This is a genomic window from Nocardioides immobilis (assembly GCF_003515065.1).
GTDB lineage: Bacteria > Actinomycetota > Actinomycetes > Propionibacteriales > Nocardioidaceae > Nocardioides > Nocardioides immobilis.
In genome coordinates this window covers 96706-112809 of sequence record NZ_QXGH01000012.1, presented here as the reverse complement: position 1 = coordinate 112809, position 16104 = coordinate 96706, and the positions used below count along the sequence as shown (strand labels likewise).

The 16104-nt window shown below is 68.9% G+C and carries 12 protein-coding genes and 1 pseudogene; 8 read left to right on the top strand and 5 right to left on the bottom strand.

The annotated features are described in order from the left end of the window. Positions 1-176: 176 nt before the first annotated feature. Positions 177-386 (bottom strand): hypothetical protein, encoded by a 210-nt coding sequence (locus tag D0Z08_RS31630; RefSeq protein WP_147381362.1) that lies wholly within the window; start codon positions 384-386, stop codon positions 177-179. A gap of 93 nt (positions 387-479) precedes the next feature. On the opposite strand from D0Z08_RS31630, the gene D0Z08_RS07865 reads away from it, so the two are divergent. From D0Z08_RS07865 to D0Z08_RS07845, 5 genes are all read left to right on the top strand, one after another. Continuing rightward, positions 480-761, top strand: coding sequence for a hypothetical protein (locus D0Z08_RS07865; RefSeq protein WP_118924713.1), 282 nt, complete (start codon positions 480-482; stop codon positions 759-761). Between the two features lie 68 nt (positions 762-829). Beyond that, on the top strand, positions 830-1993 hold the full coding sequence (locus tag D0Z08_RS07860) for a hypothetical protein (protein ID WP_118924385.1): 1164 nt from the start codon (positions 830-832) through the stop codon (positions 1991-1993). Further along, positions 1965-2777 (top strand): GSU2403 family nucleotidyltransferase fold protein, encoded by an 813-nt coding sequence (locus D0Z08_RS07855; protein ID WP_118924384.1) that lies wholly within the window; start codon positions 1965-1967, stop codon positions 2775-2777. Before D0Z08_RS07860 ends, D0Z08_RS07855 begins: the two co-directional genes overlap by 29 nt. Positions 2778-2820: 43 nt before the next feature. Then, a complete protein-coding gene (locus tag D0Z08_RS07850) occupies positions 2821-5244 on the top strand; it encodes a DEAD/DEAH box helicase (protein WP_118924382.1) in 2424 nt (807 codons plus the stop codon). Positions 5245-5279: 35 nt separating this feature from the next. Next, the gene (locus tag D0Z08_RS07845; protein WP_118924380.1) at positions 5280-6986 is read left to right on the top strand and encodes an SWIM zinc finger family protein; all 1707 of its coding nucleotides are present in this window, start codon (positions 5280-5282) and stop codon (positions 6984-6986) included. A gap of 241 nt (positions 6987-7227) precedes the next feature. Here the strand turns inward: D0Z08_RS07845 and D0Z08_RS07840 are convergent. The 3 genes and pseudogenes from D0Z08_RS07840 to D0Z08_RS07830 all read right to left on the bottom strand — a co-directional run. Further along, a pseudogene (locus D0Z08_RS07840) lies at positions 7228-7389 on the bottom strand (DUF255 domain-containing protein); the annotation flags it as partial. 50 nt (positions 7390-7439) lie between these two features. After that, a complete protein-coding gene (locus D0Z08_RS07835; protein ID WP_118924376.1) occupies positions 7440-8021 on the bottom strand; it encodes a YceI family protein in 582 nt (193 codons plus the stop codon). A 68-nt stretch (positions 8022-8089) separates the two neighbouring features. Continuing rightward, positions 8090-9148 (bottom strand): class I SAM-dependent methyltransferase, encoded by a 1059-nt coding sequence (locus D0Z08_RS07830; protein ID WP_118924374.1) that lies wholly within the window; start codon positions 9146-9148, stop codon positions 8090-8092. Positions 9149-9250: 102 nt separating this feature from the next. Here D0Z08_RS07830 and D0Z08_RS07825 point away from each other — a divergent pair, with 102 nt between their 5' ends. Next, positions 9251-12373, top strand: coding sequence for an ATP-binding protein (locus D0Z08_RS07825; protein ID WP_182481221.1), 3123 nt, complete (start codon positions 9251-9253; stop codon positions 12371-12373). Positions 12374-12429: 56 nt separating this feature from the next. On the opposite strand, the gene D0Z08_RS07820 is transcribed toward D0Z08_RS07825, so the two are convergent. Next, entirely contained in the window at positions 12430-12804 is a 375-nt protein-coding gene (locus tag D0Z08_RS07820; RefSeq protein WP_182481220.1) for a DUF4345 domain-containing protein, read from the bottom strand. Positions 12805-12947: 143 nt separating this feature from the next. Between D0Z08_RS07820 and D0Z08_RS07815 the strand changes: the two genes are divergently transcribed. Together D0Z08_RS07815 and D0Z08_RS07810 are read left to right on the top strand one after the other, a co-directional pair. Beyond that, positions 12948-15536, top strand: coding sequence for an ATP-binding protein (locus D0Z08_RS07815; protein ID WP_118924368.1), 2589 nt, complete (start codon positions 12948-12950; stop codon positions 15534-15536). Positions 15537-15620: 84 nt separating this feature from the next. Next, positions 15621-16094 carry a VOC family protein gene (locus D0Z08_RS07810; protein WP_118924366.1) on the top strand — a complete coding sequence of 158 codons (474 nt, stop codon included), beginning with the start codon at positions 15621-15623 and terminating at the stop codon, positions 16092-16094. The last annotated feature ends 10 nt before the right edge of the window (positions 16095-16104 follow it).

Here is a 16104-nt window from a genome sequence, read left to right as displayed (position 1 = left end):
TCGCTCCCTTGCCTGTCACTGGTTTTCAGTGGCACGCCCCCAACACCTGGCCGCCGGCTTCACCGGCGGGTCGCGCGAGGACCAATGGCGATAAGACACGCCGCCGGCGAACGGATGCGGCATGAAAGTGCTTCCTCCGGAGCGGCGCTGGATGGTCCCTCACGATGCCGTGAGGATCAGGCGCGGGCTGAGACCCAACGACTCTGGAACCCGTTCGATGGCTCGTGCCGCGTCGAGAGGACATCCCAAGCAGCTGGCTCGCCGATCCGGCTCTGCATGTCGGTCGCGGCCAGCGGCAGACCTTCCACACCGACCAGATCATCGAGATGCAGGCCGGCCTTGACCACTTCGTCAGCCAAGTCACCCGGTCGGTGGGTGTAGCCCACGAAGCCATTCGGCACCACCGGCGGGCCGGCGGGAGCTCCCCGGTGCGTTCGACCTCGGGCAGCAGTCGGTCGACCGAAGGCGGTGTGACAGCCATGGACAACCCGCGGCACGTCTTCCTCAACGCGAGCGAGGTGATGGCTCGCAACGGCTGGGGCAAGACGAAGGACTGCCAGAACCTCAAGGACCGCGAGCTCGTGTCCCCTCCGGTGATGACCAACCCGGACCGCTGGCCCCTCGACCAGCTACTGGCGTGGGAGGAGAAGCGCGTGGCGCTGGCTGAGGCGGCGCTGGAGGCGCTCACCGCGCCAGACCGGGAGCCCCCGCCCGTCACCGACCTGCTTCCCCAGCCCAAACGACGGCGCCGTTCGGCGTGACGCATGTGTGCGAACTTCTCGAAAATAGCGATCTTCCGCGATGTGCGGAACTCGGCTATTATCGAGAAATGGCTGGAGTTCAGCGCACGCTCAACTTGCCCCCCGAAGGGTACGGAAGTGAGCCCAAGAGCGAGGCGGACGTCCTGCTGACGGCGGCTGCGCGGATCCAAGCCGCACTCCCAACGGGCTGGACCGTCCAGGCGAAGACCCAGGTCGGCGGACTGGATAGCTCCACCAACGCTTCCCGCCGCCCCGACTCACGGCTCTCTCTCATGCGAGAAGGGCAGACGGTGCTGACGTACGTCGTCGAAGCCAAACGCGCCCTGGCTTCGAACAACCTGCTCCCCGCCATCAATCAGCTTCTTGCCCTACAGGGCGCCAGGTCCGCCAATTCGGCCCGGATGCAGCCGATGCTGGTCGCTCGCTACCTCAGCCTCCAGCAGCAGCGGGTGTTGCAAGAACGGGGCATCGCCTACGCCGACGCAACAGGAAACCTGTATCTCACATCGGACGACCCGCTGATCCTGCTGTCCGATCGAGGGGCGAGCGCTGATCCGTGGCGCGGTCCCGGACGCCCGACGACCAGCCTGAAGGGCCTTCCTGCAGCCCGGCTCGTGCGTGCGCTGGTTGACTTCGCCCCGCCGTACTCCGTCGCTGATCTCGCCGACCTGGCTGGCGCATCGCTCGGCGCGGCCTACCGCCTCAGCGACTACCTCGTCAGCGAAGGGCTGCTGACCCGCGGCGAACGCGGGCCGATCTCGGATGTCGACTGGCCCGAGGTGCTGCGGCGGTGGAGCCAAGACGCTCGATACCTGGACACGAGTACGACGCGTGGCTTCCTCGAACCGCGCGGGCTTGACAGCCTCGTCGAGAAGCTCGGCAAGCAGACACCATCGCGTGGCTACGCAGTGAGTGGCTCCATAGCCACCCAGCCCTATGCCTCATACGCGGAAGCCCGTTTGGGGCTCATCTACGCGGACGATCCACCGAGGCTCGCGTCGGACCTTGGGCTGCGCCCTGTGGAGGCCGGTGCCAATGTCATCCTCGCGGCGCCGCGCTCCCCGGTGGTCTTCGAGCGCACGTCGACCTGGAGAGGCATCACCATCGTTGCTCCCAGCCAGGCAGTCGCCGACCTCCTTGGCGGCCCGGGCCGAAACCCCGCCGAGGGCGATTACCTGTTGGACTGGATGAAGGAGAACCCGGATGCCTGGCGCCGGCAATTTGATCGTTGAAGCTCGCGCGGCTCTGCTCGACGCGGTCGCAGCTCTCGAAGCGCAGAAGGACTCGGTGACCCTCATCGGCGCTCAGGCGATCTACCTGCGCACCGGCAGCGCCACCTTCGCGCTGGCCGAGGCCACCAAGGACACCGACCTGGCGATCGATCCACGGAAGCTCGGCGAGGATCCGCGTCTCGAAGAAGCGATGACCAAAGCAGGCTTCATCCTCAACCCGGTCAGCCGACAGCCCGGTGCCTGGATGTCGCCCAACGGAGTACCCGTGGATCTTATGGTCCCCGAGCACCTCGCTGGCTCCGGCAGCCGACGCGGCGTCCGCATCCCGCCCCACGACAAGCATTCGGCACGCCGCGCGGCCGGACTTGAGGCGGCGATCATCGACCGGTCGCCCATGAGCGTCGAGTCGCTCGATGGCGACGGCCGGAGCGCCGTGATCAACGTCGCGGGTCCGGCGGCACTGCTCGTGGCGAAGCTCCACAAGCTCGGCGAACGGGTCGACACTCCAGCCCGTCTCAACGACAAGGACGCACACGACATCTACCGACTGCTGGTTGCGACGGAGACCCCAGATCTCGCCGAGACCATGCAGCGGCTACACGCCGACGAGATCTCCCAAGTGGCCACAACCCAGGCGCTGGGCTACTTGGAGCAACTCTTCGCAAGCGCAGATGCCCTCGGCGCCACGATGGCCGGTCGCGCCGAGGAAGGAGTCGGCCAGCCAGACACTGTTTCGGCTTCGGTCAGCTTCCTCGCACAGGACCTGCTGTCGGCCTTGGCGTGATCGGCGACGGGGCCCGCGGTTCTGAACCGGGAGGATTGACACCGTGACCGACCTGCAAGCCGAGTTGGAGAGCCTACGGACCGAGAACGCGCGCCTACGCAGACTCCTCAAGCTCACCGACGCCGAGGTTGCCCCAGCCCAAGGCACCCAGACAGCATGGTTCGACAAAGCGCCGGGCCCGGTGGATGCTCGGTCGTCTTCACAGGCGAAGCTTGAGTTCTATGCCTCATTGTTCGGCGCACGACGTGACGTCTACGCCGTGCGCTGGGAGAACGCCCGCACCAGCAAGTCGGGATGGATGCCCGCCGTCGAGGGCGGCTGGCGCAAGGGACGCTCTGCCTCCGACATACGACACCTGCCGCTGACGCCCGAGGTCCTCGCCGCGCATCTGACCGGCGACGTCCACATCGGCCTGTATCCGATGCTTGCCGGCGACCAGACCTGCTGGCTCGCCGCCGACTTCGACGGACAAGCCGCGATGCTCGACGCGCTCGCCTACCTGAAGGCCGCACGAGGCGTGGGCGCGCCAGCCGCACTGGAAGTGTCCCGCTCCGGGATCGGCGCGCACGTGTGGATCTTCTTCACAGATCCCGTGCCGGCAGCGACCGCACGCCAACTCGGCACTGCGCTGGTTCGCGAGGCCATCGCGATCCGTGGCCGGATGGACCTGCGCTGTTACGACCGGCTCTTCCCCTCCCAGGACGTGCTGCCCGGGCAAGGACCCGGCAACCTGATCGCGGCCCCGCTCCACGGCAAGTCACGAAAGCTAGGCACCACGGTCTTTCTCGACCTGGCCACGCTGGAGCCGTTCGAGGACCAGTGGGAGTACCTCTCCACCTTGGAGCGCCTTACCCCGAAGCAGGTAACGAAGCTCGCCTCGGCGCTCCGGGAGCCGACGGTCGGGGCACGCGTCGACCGGGCCCAGCCCGCCCGGTCGACCAAGACCCAGCCGAATCCGGCACCGATCGTTCATCTGAGCCTTGACGGCACGGTGCGGATTCCCGGCTCGGAGCTGAGCCCCTCACTTTATGCGACGTTGAAGCACGCAGCGTCTACGTACAACCCGGAGTTCTACGACCGCCAGCGCCGCCGCCAATCGACGTGGAACGTCCCGCGCATCATCACCTCTTACGACGAGACGCTCGACGACCACCTCGTCCTCCCGCGCGGGCTACGCGACACGGCGACGCGACTCATCGAGGGAGCCGGCAGCAAGGTAGAGGTCGACGATCAGCGAGTCACGGGAGATCCTTTGGACCTTTCGCCGACATTCGATCTCAGGCCACAGCAGCAGGAAGCAGTCGAGGCGGTGCTGCCACACGAGCTGGGACTCTTGGTCGCTCCGCCCGGCTCTGGGAAGACCGTCATGGCCTGTGCCGTCATCGCCCAGCGAACCGTTTCCACGCTCGTGCTGGTTGACCGCAAGACGCTCGCCGACCAGTGGCGCCGCGAGATCACCAACCTCCTCGGCCACAAACCGGGGCAGCTCGGCGGCGGCCGATCCAAGCTCACCGGCATCGTCGATGTCGCCACCTTGCAGACACTCGCCCGCCGAACCGACCTCGCCGACAAGCTCGGCGCCTACGGCCAGGTCATCGTCGATGAGTGTCACCACGTCCCGGCAGCAGCGTTCGAGACCGCGGTCCGCGCGATCCCCGCGCGCTACTGGGTCGGGCTCACCGCCACGCCTTACCGGCGCGACGGCCTCGATGACCTGATCGGCTTCCAACTCGGCCCGGTCCGCCACACCTTCACTCACGCCGACCCCGACACCCTTGAAGGCGCCGATACTGACCGACCCCGCCCCGTGCTCGTTGTCCACGCCACCTCGTTCCGGCTGGACGACCCGGTCGATCTGTCCATCCCGGGGGCCATCGCAGGCGTCCACCGCGCGCTGGCCGAAGACGAGGCACGCAACGCGCAGATCCTCAACGATGTGGTGGAGGCACTCGGTCGCGGCCGGCACTGCCTTGTCCTCGCCCAGCGAACCGGCCACGTCGACCACCTCGCCGCGGCACTCGCCGAGCGAGGGCTGGACCCGGTCCTCCTCAAGGGCGGCATGGGCGCCAAGCAGCGCGCCGCAGCCATCGGGCGGCTCAACCCATCCGCTTCCCATTCGCCGCTGCTTGTGGTCGCGACGGGCCACTTCGTCGGAGAAGGCTTCGACTGTCCCGCACTCGACACGCTGTTCCTGGCAGGCCCGGTCTCGTTCAAGGGACGCCTCGTCCAGTACGCCGGCCGCATCCTCCGCGCCTACCCGGGCAAACAGACGGCCGAGGTCCACGACTACCACGACATCGACGTACCGGTGCTCGCCGCCGCGCTCAGCAAACGCGCGCCGGGCTACCTCAGCCTCGGATTCCCCGATCCGCAAATCGGTGTGACTCCTCACGGATCCCGGCTTCGCCGTCGGTCGGCCGGCAACCGACCACGACATCAACAGCTGCCGGAGCGAGGCCCCCAATAGCCTTGCGCGCCGTGAGCACCTCGTGGAGTCGGTCAATGCCTGAGCAACCCAACCGCACGTTCCGGCGGATGTTCTCCCGGCGCGAGCTCGAGTCGCTGGCTGGACGGCGCACCTTCGAGCGAGGGCATGACTACGCGCTCGACGGGCGGGTCCACAGGCTGAAGGCGACGAGTGAGCAGGTCGACGCGAAGGTGCGGGGCTCCGCGTCGTACCAGGTCCGACTCTGGATCGAGGACGAGGAGGCTGCATGGGCTTGCACCTGCCCGGTCGGCCGGGAAGAGCGATTCTGCAAGCACGCGGTCGCGGTAGGGCTGGTGGCAGCCGGCTCTGTCGAGCCCGAGCACGGTGACGGCAACACCGACGAGGTGAATCTGGCCGACTACGTCGCCGACCTCGACCACCAGGCACTGGTCGACATGCTGCTGGAGCGTGCTGCTGCGGATGACCTCTTCGACGCCCGGCTCCGCGCGGCTGCCGCGAGCAAGAGCGGCGGGCGCCCGGACCTGACGTCGTACCGGCAAGCACTCGCCGCGGCGTTCGAGACCGATGGCTACGTCGACTACCGAGAGGCGTACGACTACACGACCGGCATCAGGTCTGTGCTCAACGAACTGCAGCTTCTCCTCGACGAGGGGCACTCCGAGGACGTGATGGCATTGAGCGAGTACGCCGCCGATTTGGCCGAAGAAGCGCTGGGCTTCATCGACGACTCCGACGGCGGGATGTCACTGGTGGCCGAACAGCTCCGAGATCTGCACCTCACCGCCTGCGAGCAGGCACGGCCAGAACCGATCACGCTGGCCCACAAGTTGTACGAGCGCGAGCGTCACGGCGGCGACCTGGAGGTGTTCTACGGCGCGCTGGAGACCTACGCCGACGTGCTCGGCGAGGTGGGCCTGGCCGAGTACCGACGACTGGCACAGGCTGAGTGGGACGAACTCTCCCCACTCGGCCCCGGTGACTCCGAGCACACCTGGTCCTCGGGTCGCTTCCACCTGACCCTGATCATGCTCTCGCTCGCGGACCTCTCTGGCGACGTCGACACGGTCGTGGAGGTGCTGGCACACGACCAGTCCTCGGCCTACCAGTTCGTCAAGATCGCCGAGGCACTGCAAGGCGCGACGCGTCACGACGAGGCGCTCGACTGGGCTCTGATGGGCCTGTCACTCCACGGCTACCACGATCACCGACTGGTTGAGCTCGTCGCGCAGGAGCATCACCGGGTCGGCCGATCCGACGACGCGGTCGCCGTGGTGTGGCGCGCCTTCGAGGAATCGCCGGGTGTGGAGACCTACCGGCGGCTGAAGGAGCACGCGGAGCGCACCGGGCTGTGGCCGGAGCGGCACGACCGCGCGCTCGCGCTACTGCGGAAGCACACCAACAACCAGCGCGACCGCTCCCTCCTGGTGGCGATCCTGCTCCTCGACGGCGAAGTCGACCAGGCGTGGGCAGAGGCCATCGCCGGCGGGTGCCGAAGGGACCAGTGGCTGGAGCTCGCCCGACGCCGCGAGGACGATCACCCCGACGACGCCATCCCACTATGGCGCGAGGAGGTAACCCGCGAGATCGCCGCGATGAGCAACCCGTCCTACGCCAACGCGGTCGCCCTGATCGAGCGGATCGGCCGCCTGATGCCAGCGGCCGGACGGGGCGACGAGTTCGCGTCCTACGTCGCCGGGCTCGCGACCGAGCACAGGCGCAAGCGGAACCTGATGAAGCTCTTCGCCGAACGAGGCTGGTGAGTACTCCTGTTGCAAATAAGCAACGTCGCGCCACTTCAAGCGACAGCCTCAGCGCCGCCCGTCAGCTCGGGCGAATGGTGCAAGCACCGCCTGCACAACCGTTCTAAAGCACCGCGGAAGTGATACACGAAGCCGCGGAACCCGTGTCCAACGGCGGCACTCGATGAACTCGCGCGGCACGAAATATGCCTCTGACCAGCGGTTATGCGGCGACGCCGCCGCGATCCGCACGGGGATCCTGCACGTGGCACCAGTGGCAGGCGGCGTACCCGACGCTCAGCAGCACCGGCACGTTGCGCTCCCGCGCCTCAGCGAACGCGTCCGGGCCCCACTCCCACCAGTCCACGGGATTGTCCTCGTGCTGCAGCAGGTACGGGCTCGTCGCAGCGCCAAGACGGTTCACGAAACCATGATCTCCCACCAGGAAAGCAGGGATGCCTGTCGGCTGCCTGGTCAGGCGCCGCCCTTGATCGCGGAGACGTCGAACTCGAGCATGACCTTGTCCGACACGAGGACGCCGCCGCTCTCGAGCGCGGCGTTCCAGGTCAGGCCCCAGTCCTTGCGGTAGATGGCGGCCGCGCCCTCGAAGCCGATCCGAACGTTGCCGAACGGATCCTTGGCGGAGCCGGTGAACTCGAAGGGCACAGTGACCGGTTGGGTGAGGCCCATGATCGTCAGGTCGCCGGCGATCGTCCACTCGTCGCCGTCGCGATCAACCGAGGTCGAGACGAAGGTGATCTCCGGGTACTGCTCGCTGTCGAGGAAGTCCCCCGAGCGGAGGTGGTCGTCGCGCTGCTGCTGGCCGGTGGTGATGCTGTTCGCCACGATCGCGATCGAGACCGAGGACCTGCTCGGGTCGACCGTGTCGACGTGGGCGGTGCCGGAAACCTCGGTGAAGGCGCCGCGGACCTTGGTCACCATGGCGTGCCGGGCGACGAACCCGAGGCGCGTGTGTGCGGGGTCGATGCTGTAGTCGCCGGAGATGTCCTCCAGGACGGCGGTCGAAGCATCGAAAGTCTCGACGGGATTGGTCATGCTGACTCCTGCGTGGGTGTGGATGAGTGGTTGATGCATCGACGGGCAGCTGCCGAACCGGCCGAGATTCAGGGCCGGACCTCGTAGACGGCGTTGAACGGCGTCTCTGCGGCGCGCCGGAACCGGGTGAACCCGCCCTCCTGCGTGACCTGCCTGGTCCGTGCCTCGCCGGCCTGGGCCCCGAGCGCGAGCCCGACCTCCTGGCTGCGCGAGTTCGGCACGCAGAGCATCGTGGAGGCCGAGTAGAAGATGCGGCCCACCGGGTTGAGGTTGTCCTCCAGGCGGTCGGCGGCGTTCGGCTCCACGAGCAGCCAGGTCCCGTCATCGGCCAGGGTGGATCGAACGTACGCCGCCACGCCGACCGGGTCGCCCATGTCGTGGAGGCAGTCGAAGAACGTCACGAGGTCGTAGCTGCTGCCCGAGTAGTTGCTCGCGGTGGCGACCTCGAACGTGCACCGGTCTGCTACTCCGGCCTCGGACGCCGCTTTGCGGGCCGCCTCGATGGACGGCGCGTGCACGTCACTCCCGACGAACGTCGCGTTCGGGAAGGCCTTCGCCATGAGGATCGTCGACGAGCCGTAGCCGCAGCCGACGTCGGCGACCCGGGCGCCGGTCTCGAGCTCGGCGACGACACCGTCCAGGGCGGGAAGCCACGCGTCGACCAGGTTGCCGATGTAGTTCGGCCGGAAGAACCGGTCAGTGCCGTCGAACAGGTTGTGGTCGTGCTCTCCCCAGCCGACCCCGCGACCGGTGCGGAACGCCTCGGCGATCAGGTCGACGTCGGCGATCGTCGAGGCTCCGACCTGCAGTCCGCCGGGCGCGAAGATCGGGTTGTCGGGGCTGGTCAGCGCGAACGCCTGCTCTTCGGTCAGCCGGAACTCCTGGGTTGCCGCGTCGTACTCCGCGTAGCCGCTCGCGGCCTGGGCAGCGAGCCACTCGGCCAGGTAGCGCTCGGGGTAACCGGTCCTCTCGGCGAGCTGCGTGGGGGTCACCGGCCGGCTGTCGCCCATCGCGACGTACAGCCCGAGCCGGTCGCCGAGGAGGACGGTGGAGGCATGGAGCACTGCTCCTAGGTCGCCGGCGAACCGGCCGACGAACTCGTTGAGCCGGTCTTCGTCGATGGTCATGGTGGTCCTCCGTGGGTGTGGTTTCTTGGACCAGCCCAGACTCAGCCCCGTCGGTAGCACGGCCGTAGCGGCCGGATAGCGGCGAGGGGCACGATGTTCCCCGTGGAGGTCAACCTGCTGGGAAGGTTCACCGTTCGCCGTGATGGCGTTGAGGTTGACACCACCGCGTTCGGCGGACGGCGGGTGCGCACGCTGGTCCGGATCCTTGCCGTCCAGCGTGGCCGGGTGGCCTCACGCGACGCGCTGATCGAGGCTCTGTGGGGGGAGCAGCTCCCGGCGGATCCCGCGACCAACCTCAACGTCATCGTGAACCGTGCCCGTCGCGCGCTCGGACAACCCGCCGCGATCGTGACCGAGGGCGGCGGCTACCAGCTCCGCTCCGGGCCGGACATCGTCGTCGACGCCGAGCAGTTCCAGGCACATGTCGCAGAGGCATCTGCCGCGATGGCGCGGGCGGACCACTCCGCAGCTTTCGAGGCGGCGGCCGCGGCTCTGCGGCTGTGGGACGACCCGCTACCCGAGGACGCGTACGCCGACTGGGCCCGTCCCTATCGCGACCGGTTCGAGCGTCTCCACCAAGACGCTCTGGAGGTGGCGGCGGCCGCGCTGTTGTCGATGGACAGGCCGCGCGAAGCCGTTGCCTTGGCGGCGGACGCAGTCACCCGTCAGCCCTTGCGTGAGGCGTCCCGTGTCCTGCTCATGCGCGCCTACGCCGCGGCCGGCGACCAGGCGGCCGCCGTGGCGGCATATCTCGACCTCCGGCGAATGCTCGCCGACGAGCTGGGCATCGATCCGTCAGCGGAGGCGACCGGCCTCTATGAGCACCTGCTGCGCGGCACCTTGCGGGCACCCGCCACCGCCACGGCGTCATCCTCGCCGGTGGACCTGCTCCCGCTCGTCGGTCGGGAAGGTGAGCTCGAGGAGCTGTTGGCCGCAGGCCGAGAGGGTCGCGTCGCCCTGGTGTCGGCACGATCGGGCGGTGGCAAGTCCCGTCTCCTCGACGCGGTCAGCGACCGGAGCGACCGGACCACCGTGCTGGCACGGTGCCTGCTCCCGGAGCGCGAGGAACCGTGGAGCCTGGCACGGTCGCTCCTGCGATCGCCTTCCGTGACCGCGATCGAGACTGGACAGACCCTTGATGCCACGACACTGGCCGCCCTGACCGATCTGCTGCCCGACCTGGCCGCGGCCGGTCCGCCCGTCGACCCGCAGTCGCGCCGCGCGCTCATCTTGCGCGGTGCGGTCCGACTACTCGAGTCGACGGCGCCATCGCTCGTGCTGGTCGACGACCTGCAGTGGGCGGACTCCAGCAGCCTGCAGGCGCTCGCCGTGCTGGTCGGTCGCACTGCCGACGTCGGGATAGTGCTGGCCTACCGTCCCGAGGAGGTCGAAGAGGACTCCACCGTCGCGCAGTTCCTGTCAGACCTCGCCGAGAGCCGACCGGTGGAGGTGCCGCTCGGCCCGCTTGACGCCGATGCGCTCCAGGGTCTGGTCTCATCACCGACGGTGGCCTCGGCGTTGGCCGAGCACACCGACGGCTCGCCCTTCGCCGTCGTGCAGGTGGCACGCGAGCTCGAGCGCGAGGGCTCGCTGCGCGCGAAGGCGGCCGGTGGTTGGGACACCATCGCGGAGCCCGCGTCCGCACGGGTCCGTGAGCTCGCCCACGCTGGACAGCGCGCCGCGATCTGGCGACAGCTCGAACGCCAACGACCCGAAGGTCGCGAACTCTCCGCGTCGCTTGCGCTCCTCGGCCGCCCCGCGCCGCTACGGCTGTTGACTGCGGCGACACGCATCCCTACCGAGGGCGCGACGAAGGTGGTGCGCGACCTGGCCCGCCACCATCTGGTCCGCCACGACTCCGAGGGTTTCCGGGTCGACCACGACATGGTCGCTGAGACCATCCGCGACCGGCTGCCCGCCGTCGAGCGCGCCCGGCTGCACCAGCAGCTTGCGAACGCGCTGGAGCGCACTGACGGCCCCCTCGACGAACGCGCCAGGCACCTCGCCGGCGCCGGCGACAAGGCGGCCGCTGCTTCGGCGTACTCAGCGGCGGCGCGAGCACGGCTCGACCTCTTCGCGAACACCGAGGCCCAGCAGCTCGCCGACGAGGGGCTGGCCCTCGAACCCGAAGGAGAGAGACGCGCACCCCTGCTGGAGGTGCGCGGTGAGACCCGGGCTCGCCGGGGCGACCCCGGACCCGCACGCGAGGACCTCCGGGCCGCCCTCGCGCTCACCACCTCCCGGCCCACCCGGTCGCGGCTGTTGACCCGTCTGGCGCAGCTGTCGCTCGGCGCCGAGGACCTTCTGCATGCCGCAGAGCTGGCCGACCTGGCCCTCGCCGAGGCCCAAGACGACCCCGGCGCCCGGGCGCGCGCTCTCTACGTGCGAGCACTGGTCGACATGAGCCTCAACGGCCGTGAGCGGACCGAGGCGCGACTCGACGAGGCGCTGGAGCTCTTCACCGCGAACGGCGACGCAGCCGGCATGGCCGACATCCTTGATGCCAGGGCCATGGCCACCTTCGTCGACGGCGACATCAACGCCGGCATCGCCCAGTTCGACCGCGCCGCGAGACTGTTCACCGACAGTGGAAACCTGCTCCGGGTGGTCACCCCGCGCTCAACCCGCGGACACGGTCTGCTCTTCGCCGGACGGCCGGAGGAGGGACTTTCCGAGGTCGGCGCGGCGCTCGACCTCGCACGCAAACTCGGTTACGCAGATGGCGAAGCGATGGCTCGCTGGCACTACGCCGAGGCGCTGGTGGCGTGCGGTCGCCCAGATGAAGGGCTTGAAGCAGCCCAGGAAGGGCTCGCTATCGCGCGCCGAATCGCCCACCGCGGCTGGACCGCCGCGACATTGTGTGCGATTGGTCTGTGCCGACATGCCCTCGATGATCCAGACGCCGCGACCGAGGCCTTTGAGGAATGCATCGCGATCAGCGGGAGCATGTTCTGGTTCCGTTCCTGGGCAGGGGCACGGCTGGCCCTGGTGTCGCTGGGCCGAGACGACTGGGCAGGCGCGTCGCGCCACGTGGAGGACGCTCTCGCCGTCGGATCGGGACTGACGCTCTACGAAGCGCGGCTGGCCCAGTGCGAGCTCGCTGTCCGTCGAGGCGACGAGGAGGCGGGGAAGCTCATCGACCGGGCGCTCGAGAAGGCGATCACGGGCGGCCACGTGAGCTCGGCCGCCCGACTCCGGCACCTACGAGGGCAAGCCCTGGGCTGAGCCTGTGAGCTCAGATTCCCGGAGTCCCGAACGGTGCGGTCAGCGACGGAGACCGGCTACTGAGCCGTTCGCTCGCGCCGGCCCAATGCCTCCACCACGACCGGAGCGGCGAGCTCGATGCCGAGCAGCAGGTCGTGGAAGCGGTGCGGCCGGCCCAAGGTGGCGCGGGTCGCCAGCCGCCCGATGCCCCCGACGGCCATGAGCCCGGCGAGGACCCGCATCCGGTCCAGGTCCGGCTCGGCGGGCGCCGCCGCGTCCAGCCAACCCAGCCCGTAGCCGGCGAAGACGGGCCCCATGAAGCGAACATGGGAGTCCGTCGTCGCATCGCCGGTCATGCCGGGCTCACCGCGCAGCCCGCCGACGAGCTGGACGCCGCCGATCGCGATGCACGTCCATCCGGTCACACGGCCCAGGGTTCTCAGCGCGGACATGGGGCCATCCTGGCACTCAGCGACCAGCCGGCAAGAGATCTTCGGACCGGAGATCGCAAGCCGCGTCATCGCCCACTCCAGCTCAGGGGATTCGGCGGCGCCGTCCGGCATCGCCACCGCTTCCCGAGTCGTACATTGCCCCCATGACGAGAGGGCGGCTGGTCGAGCTCCCCACGGGTGTGGTAACCCTCCTGTTCTCCGACATCGAGGGCTCGACGCGCCTGCTGCACCGGCTGGGCGACGCCTACGGCGACGTGCTCGAGACGCACCACCAGGTCCTGCGCGCGGTGTGGGACGAGTTCGGTGGCCTCGAGGTCAACACCGAGGGCGATGCGTTCTTCGTGGCGTTCAGCGAGGCGGCGCCGGCCGTTGACGCCGCGAGGGCCGCGCAGCAGGTGCTCGCGGAACAGGTGTGGCCGGACGGTCACGTGGTCCGGGTCCGGATGGGCGTGCACACGGGCTCGCCCCAGGTGCGCAGCGACGACTACTGGGGCATCGACGTGCACTACGCCGCGCGGCTCTGCTCGGCGGCCAACGGGGGCCAGGTCCTGGTCAGTGAGTCGACGGCAGCGCACGTGGACGACTCGCTCGAGGACCTCGGTGAGCACGCACTGAAGGACTTCCCTGCCCCGAGGCGCATCTACCACCTGGTGGTCGACGGGCTCGGGAGCGACCGGTTCGCCCAGGTTCGCACCCTTCGCGCCGGCCGCACCAACCTCCCCGACCAGCTCTCGAGCTTCCTCGGCCGGGAGCAGGAGCTCGCGGAGGTGTGCGCGCTCCTGGCGACCCACCGCCTGGTGACGCTCGCCGGAGCCGGAGGGGTCGGCAAGACCCGGCTCGCCCTTGCCGCGGCGGCGCGACTGCTCGACGGGAGTGGGGATGGCGTATGGCTGGTCGAGCTCGCACCGCTGCACGACCCTCTCGCGGTGCCGACGTCGGTCGCCGCAGCGCTCCGAGTCGACGTACGTCCCGGAGTGAGTACGACGGACGCGATCGTCGACGCCGTAGCCAGCAGGAGCCTGCTGCTCGTCCTCGACAACTGTGAGCACCTGATCGGGGCCGTCGCCGAGCTCGCTGCCCAGATCGTGCCGCGCTGCCCCGGACTCGTGGTCCTGGCAACGAGTCGGGCGAGTCTCGGTGTCAAGGGCGAGCACGTCTACCGGGTGCCGTCGCTCGTCGAGGCGGAGGCGGTCCACCTCTTCGCCGAGCGCGCCGCCGCCCAGCGGCCCGGCTTCGTGGTGGACGACACGAACACGGCCGATGTCGCGGCCCTGGTCGCGCGCCTCGACGCCATGCCACTGGCGCTGGAGCTCGCAGCCGCGCGGCTCCGGTCGATGGACGTGGCAGAGCTGCGCACGCGGCTCGAGGGAGGGTTCCGGCTGCTGACCGGAGGCCCGCGCACGGCCTCGCGTCGCCAGCAGACGCTCGAGGCGCTGATCGCCTGGTCCTACGACCTGCTCACGGACGCCGAGCGGACCCTGTTCTCGCGGCTCTCGGTGTTCGTCGGAGGTTGCGATCTCGGGGCAGCGGTAGCGGTCTGCAGTGATGACGACCTCGACGAGGTGGACGTGGTCGACCTCCTGGACTCGCTGGTGGACAAGAGCCTGGTCCGCGTGGACGACGCGAGCGGGCACGTCCGCTACCGGATGCTCGAGACGGTTCGCGAATTCGCAGCGGATCGGCTCGATCCGGCCGAGCGGGCCCGGAGCGCGCCTCGCGACCACCACCTCGCGGGGGCGGCACGCCGCCATTTCGACTACTTCCTCGCCCTTGCCGAGTCGGCGAACCTGACGGCCGAGGGAGAGCAGGCCCTACGACCAGAGCTCGTACAGCCGGAGACGGACAATCTCCGGGCCGCCTTGGACCGGGTGGTCTCGTCCGGTGAGATCGAGGACGGCTACCGGCTCGCGATCGCGCTCGAGAACTTCTGGGTGACGCTCGATCCCTTCGAGGGCATCACCCGGTTCGAGACGCTCTTCGCGGCGGGCGGAGACGTGCAACCGATCCTGCGAGCCCGCGCCCTGCGCTGCTACGGCGGATCGAGCCACATCGCCGGTCACCACGATCAGGCACGCCGCGCGTATCAGGAGAGCCTCGCGTTGTTCCGAGAACTCGGTGACGAGCGCGATGTCGCCATCCTCCTGCATCGGATCGGGACCAGTCTGCTGGCCCAAGGGTCCGTAGACGATGCCCGCAGGCATATCGAAGAGAGCCTGGAGATCTCACGGAGCGTGGGATCGGCGCGTGACGTGGTTCAGGCAATCGGCTCGATGGGCTGGGTCGCTCTCGACCAGGGAGATCTCTCCCGTGCCGCGCAGCTCTTCAAGGAAAGCCTAGACATGGTCGGGGACCGTGAGTGGGCCTGGTGGCAGACCAACATGCTGGAAGGGCTGACCGAGACCTCCTGCCGCCTCGGCAGGTTCGATGAGGCGGCGAACTGGGCCCGTGAATCACTTGTCCTGGCTGATCAGCTGTCCGATAGGCAGTCCATGGTCTTCGCCCTTGCCTCGATCGCCAGGGCTGCAGCTGAGATCGGTGACACAGTACGGGCGGGCCGTCTCTGGGGCGCGGTCGAGGCGGAGGAGTCGCGGGGCAGGCTGGGACAGTGGGAGTCGGAGCGTCGGGCGCATGAGGAGGTGGTGGCCGCTCTCGCGGACGAGGAGTTCGAGCGAGGTCGGGATGAAGGACGTCGGTTGACCCTGAAGCAGGCCGTCGCCGCGGCGTTGGGCTGAGCGCGCCGATGAGTCCCCACCGCTCACGTGGTCGATCTACTCAGCGACCTTCAACCGGAGGGTCCTCAGGCACGAGGAGTGGCAATGGCATCCGTACGCACCCATCTGTGGTTCGGCAACGACAAGGCCATCGAGGCGGCGAACTTCTACGCGGAGCACATCCCGGACTCGGCCGTGACCCGGGTCTTCACGGCACGAACCGATCCCGACAGCGCGGTCGCCGAGGTCGTCGAGTTCACCGTGGGCGGTCACGAGGTGATCGGGCTCAACGCAGGGCCGGAGTTCCACCTCGACGAGGCGTTCTCCTTCTACCTCCGCGTCGAGGGGCAGGAGGAGGTCGACCACTACTGGGAGATCCTCACCGCCGACGGCGGCGAGCCCGGGGCGTGCGGCTGGTGCAAGGACAAGTACGGCGTCCCCTGGCAGGTCATCCCCCGCGAGCTCGAGGACCTCTCCGGGGACTACAGCACCGAGGCGAACCAACGCGTCTGCCAGGCGATGCTGAAGATGGGCAAGATCGACGTCGCCGACCTCCAGGCGGCGTACGACGGCGCCTGATCGCCGAGGC

Coding starts and splice junctions, on each gene's coding strand:
- D0Z08_RS07810 (WP_118924366.1), top strand. CDS start 15,621: ATGGCATCCGTACGCACCCATCTGTGGTTCGGCAACGACAAGGCCATC.
- D0Z08_RS07845 (WP_118924380.1), top strand. CDS start 5,280: ATGCCTGAGCAACCCAACCGCACGTTCCGGCGGATGTTCTCCCGGCGC.
- D0Z08_RS07815 (WP_118924368.1), top strand. CDS start 12,948: ATGACGAGAGGGCGGCTGGTCGAGCTCCCCACGGGTGTGGTAACCCTC.
- D0Z08_RS07830 (WP_118924374.1), bottom strand. CDS start 9,148: ATGACCATCGACGAAGACCGGCTCAACGAGTTCGTCGGCCGGTTCGCC.
- D0Z08_RS07865 (WP_118924713.1), top strand. CDS start 480: ATGGACAACCCGCGGCACGTCTTCCTCAACGCGAGCGAGGTGATGGCT.
- D0Z08_RS07855 (WP_118924384.1), top strand. CDS start 1,965: ATGCCTGGCGCCGGCAATTTGATCGTTGAAGCTCGCGCGGCTCTGCTC.
- D0Z08_RS07860 (WP_118924385.1), top strand. CDS start 830: ATGGCTGGAGTTCAGCGCACGCTCAACTTGCCCCCCGAAGGGTACGGA.
- D0Z08_RS07820 (WP_182481220.1), bottom strand. CDS start 12,804: ATGTCCGCGCTGAGAACCCTGGGCCGTGTGACCGGATGGACGTGCATC.
- D0Z08_RS07835 (WP_118924376.1), bottom strand. CDS start 8,021: ATGACCAATCCCGTCGAGACTTTCGATGCTTCGACCGCCGTCCTGGAG.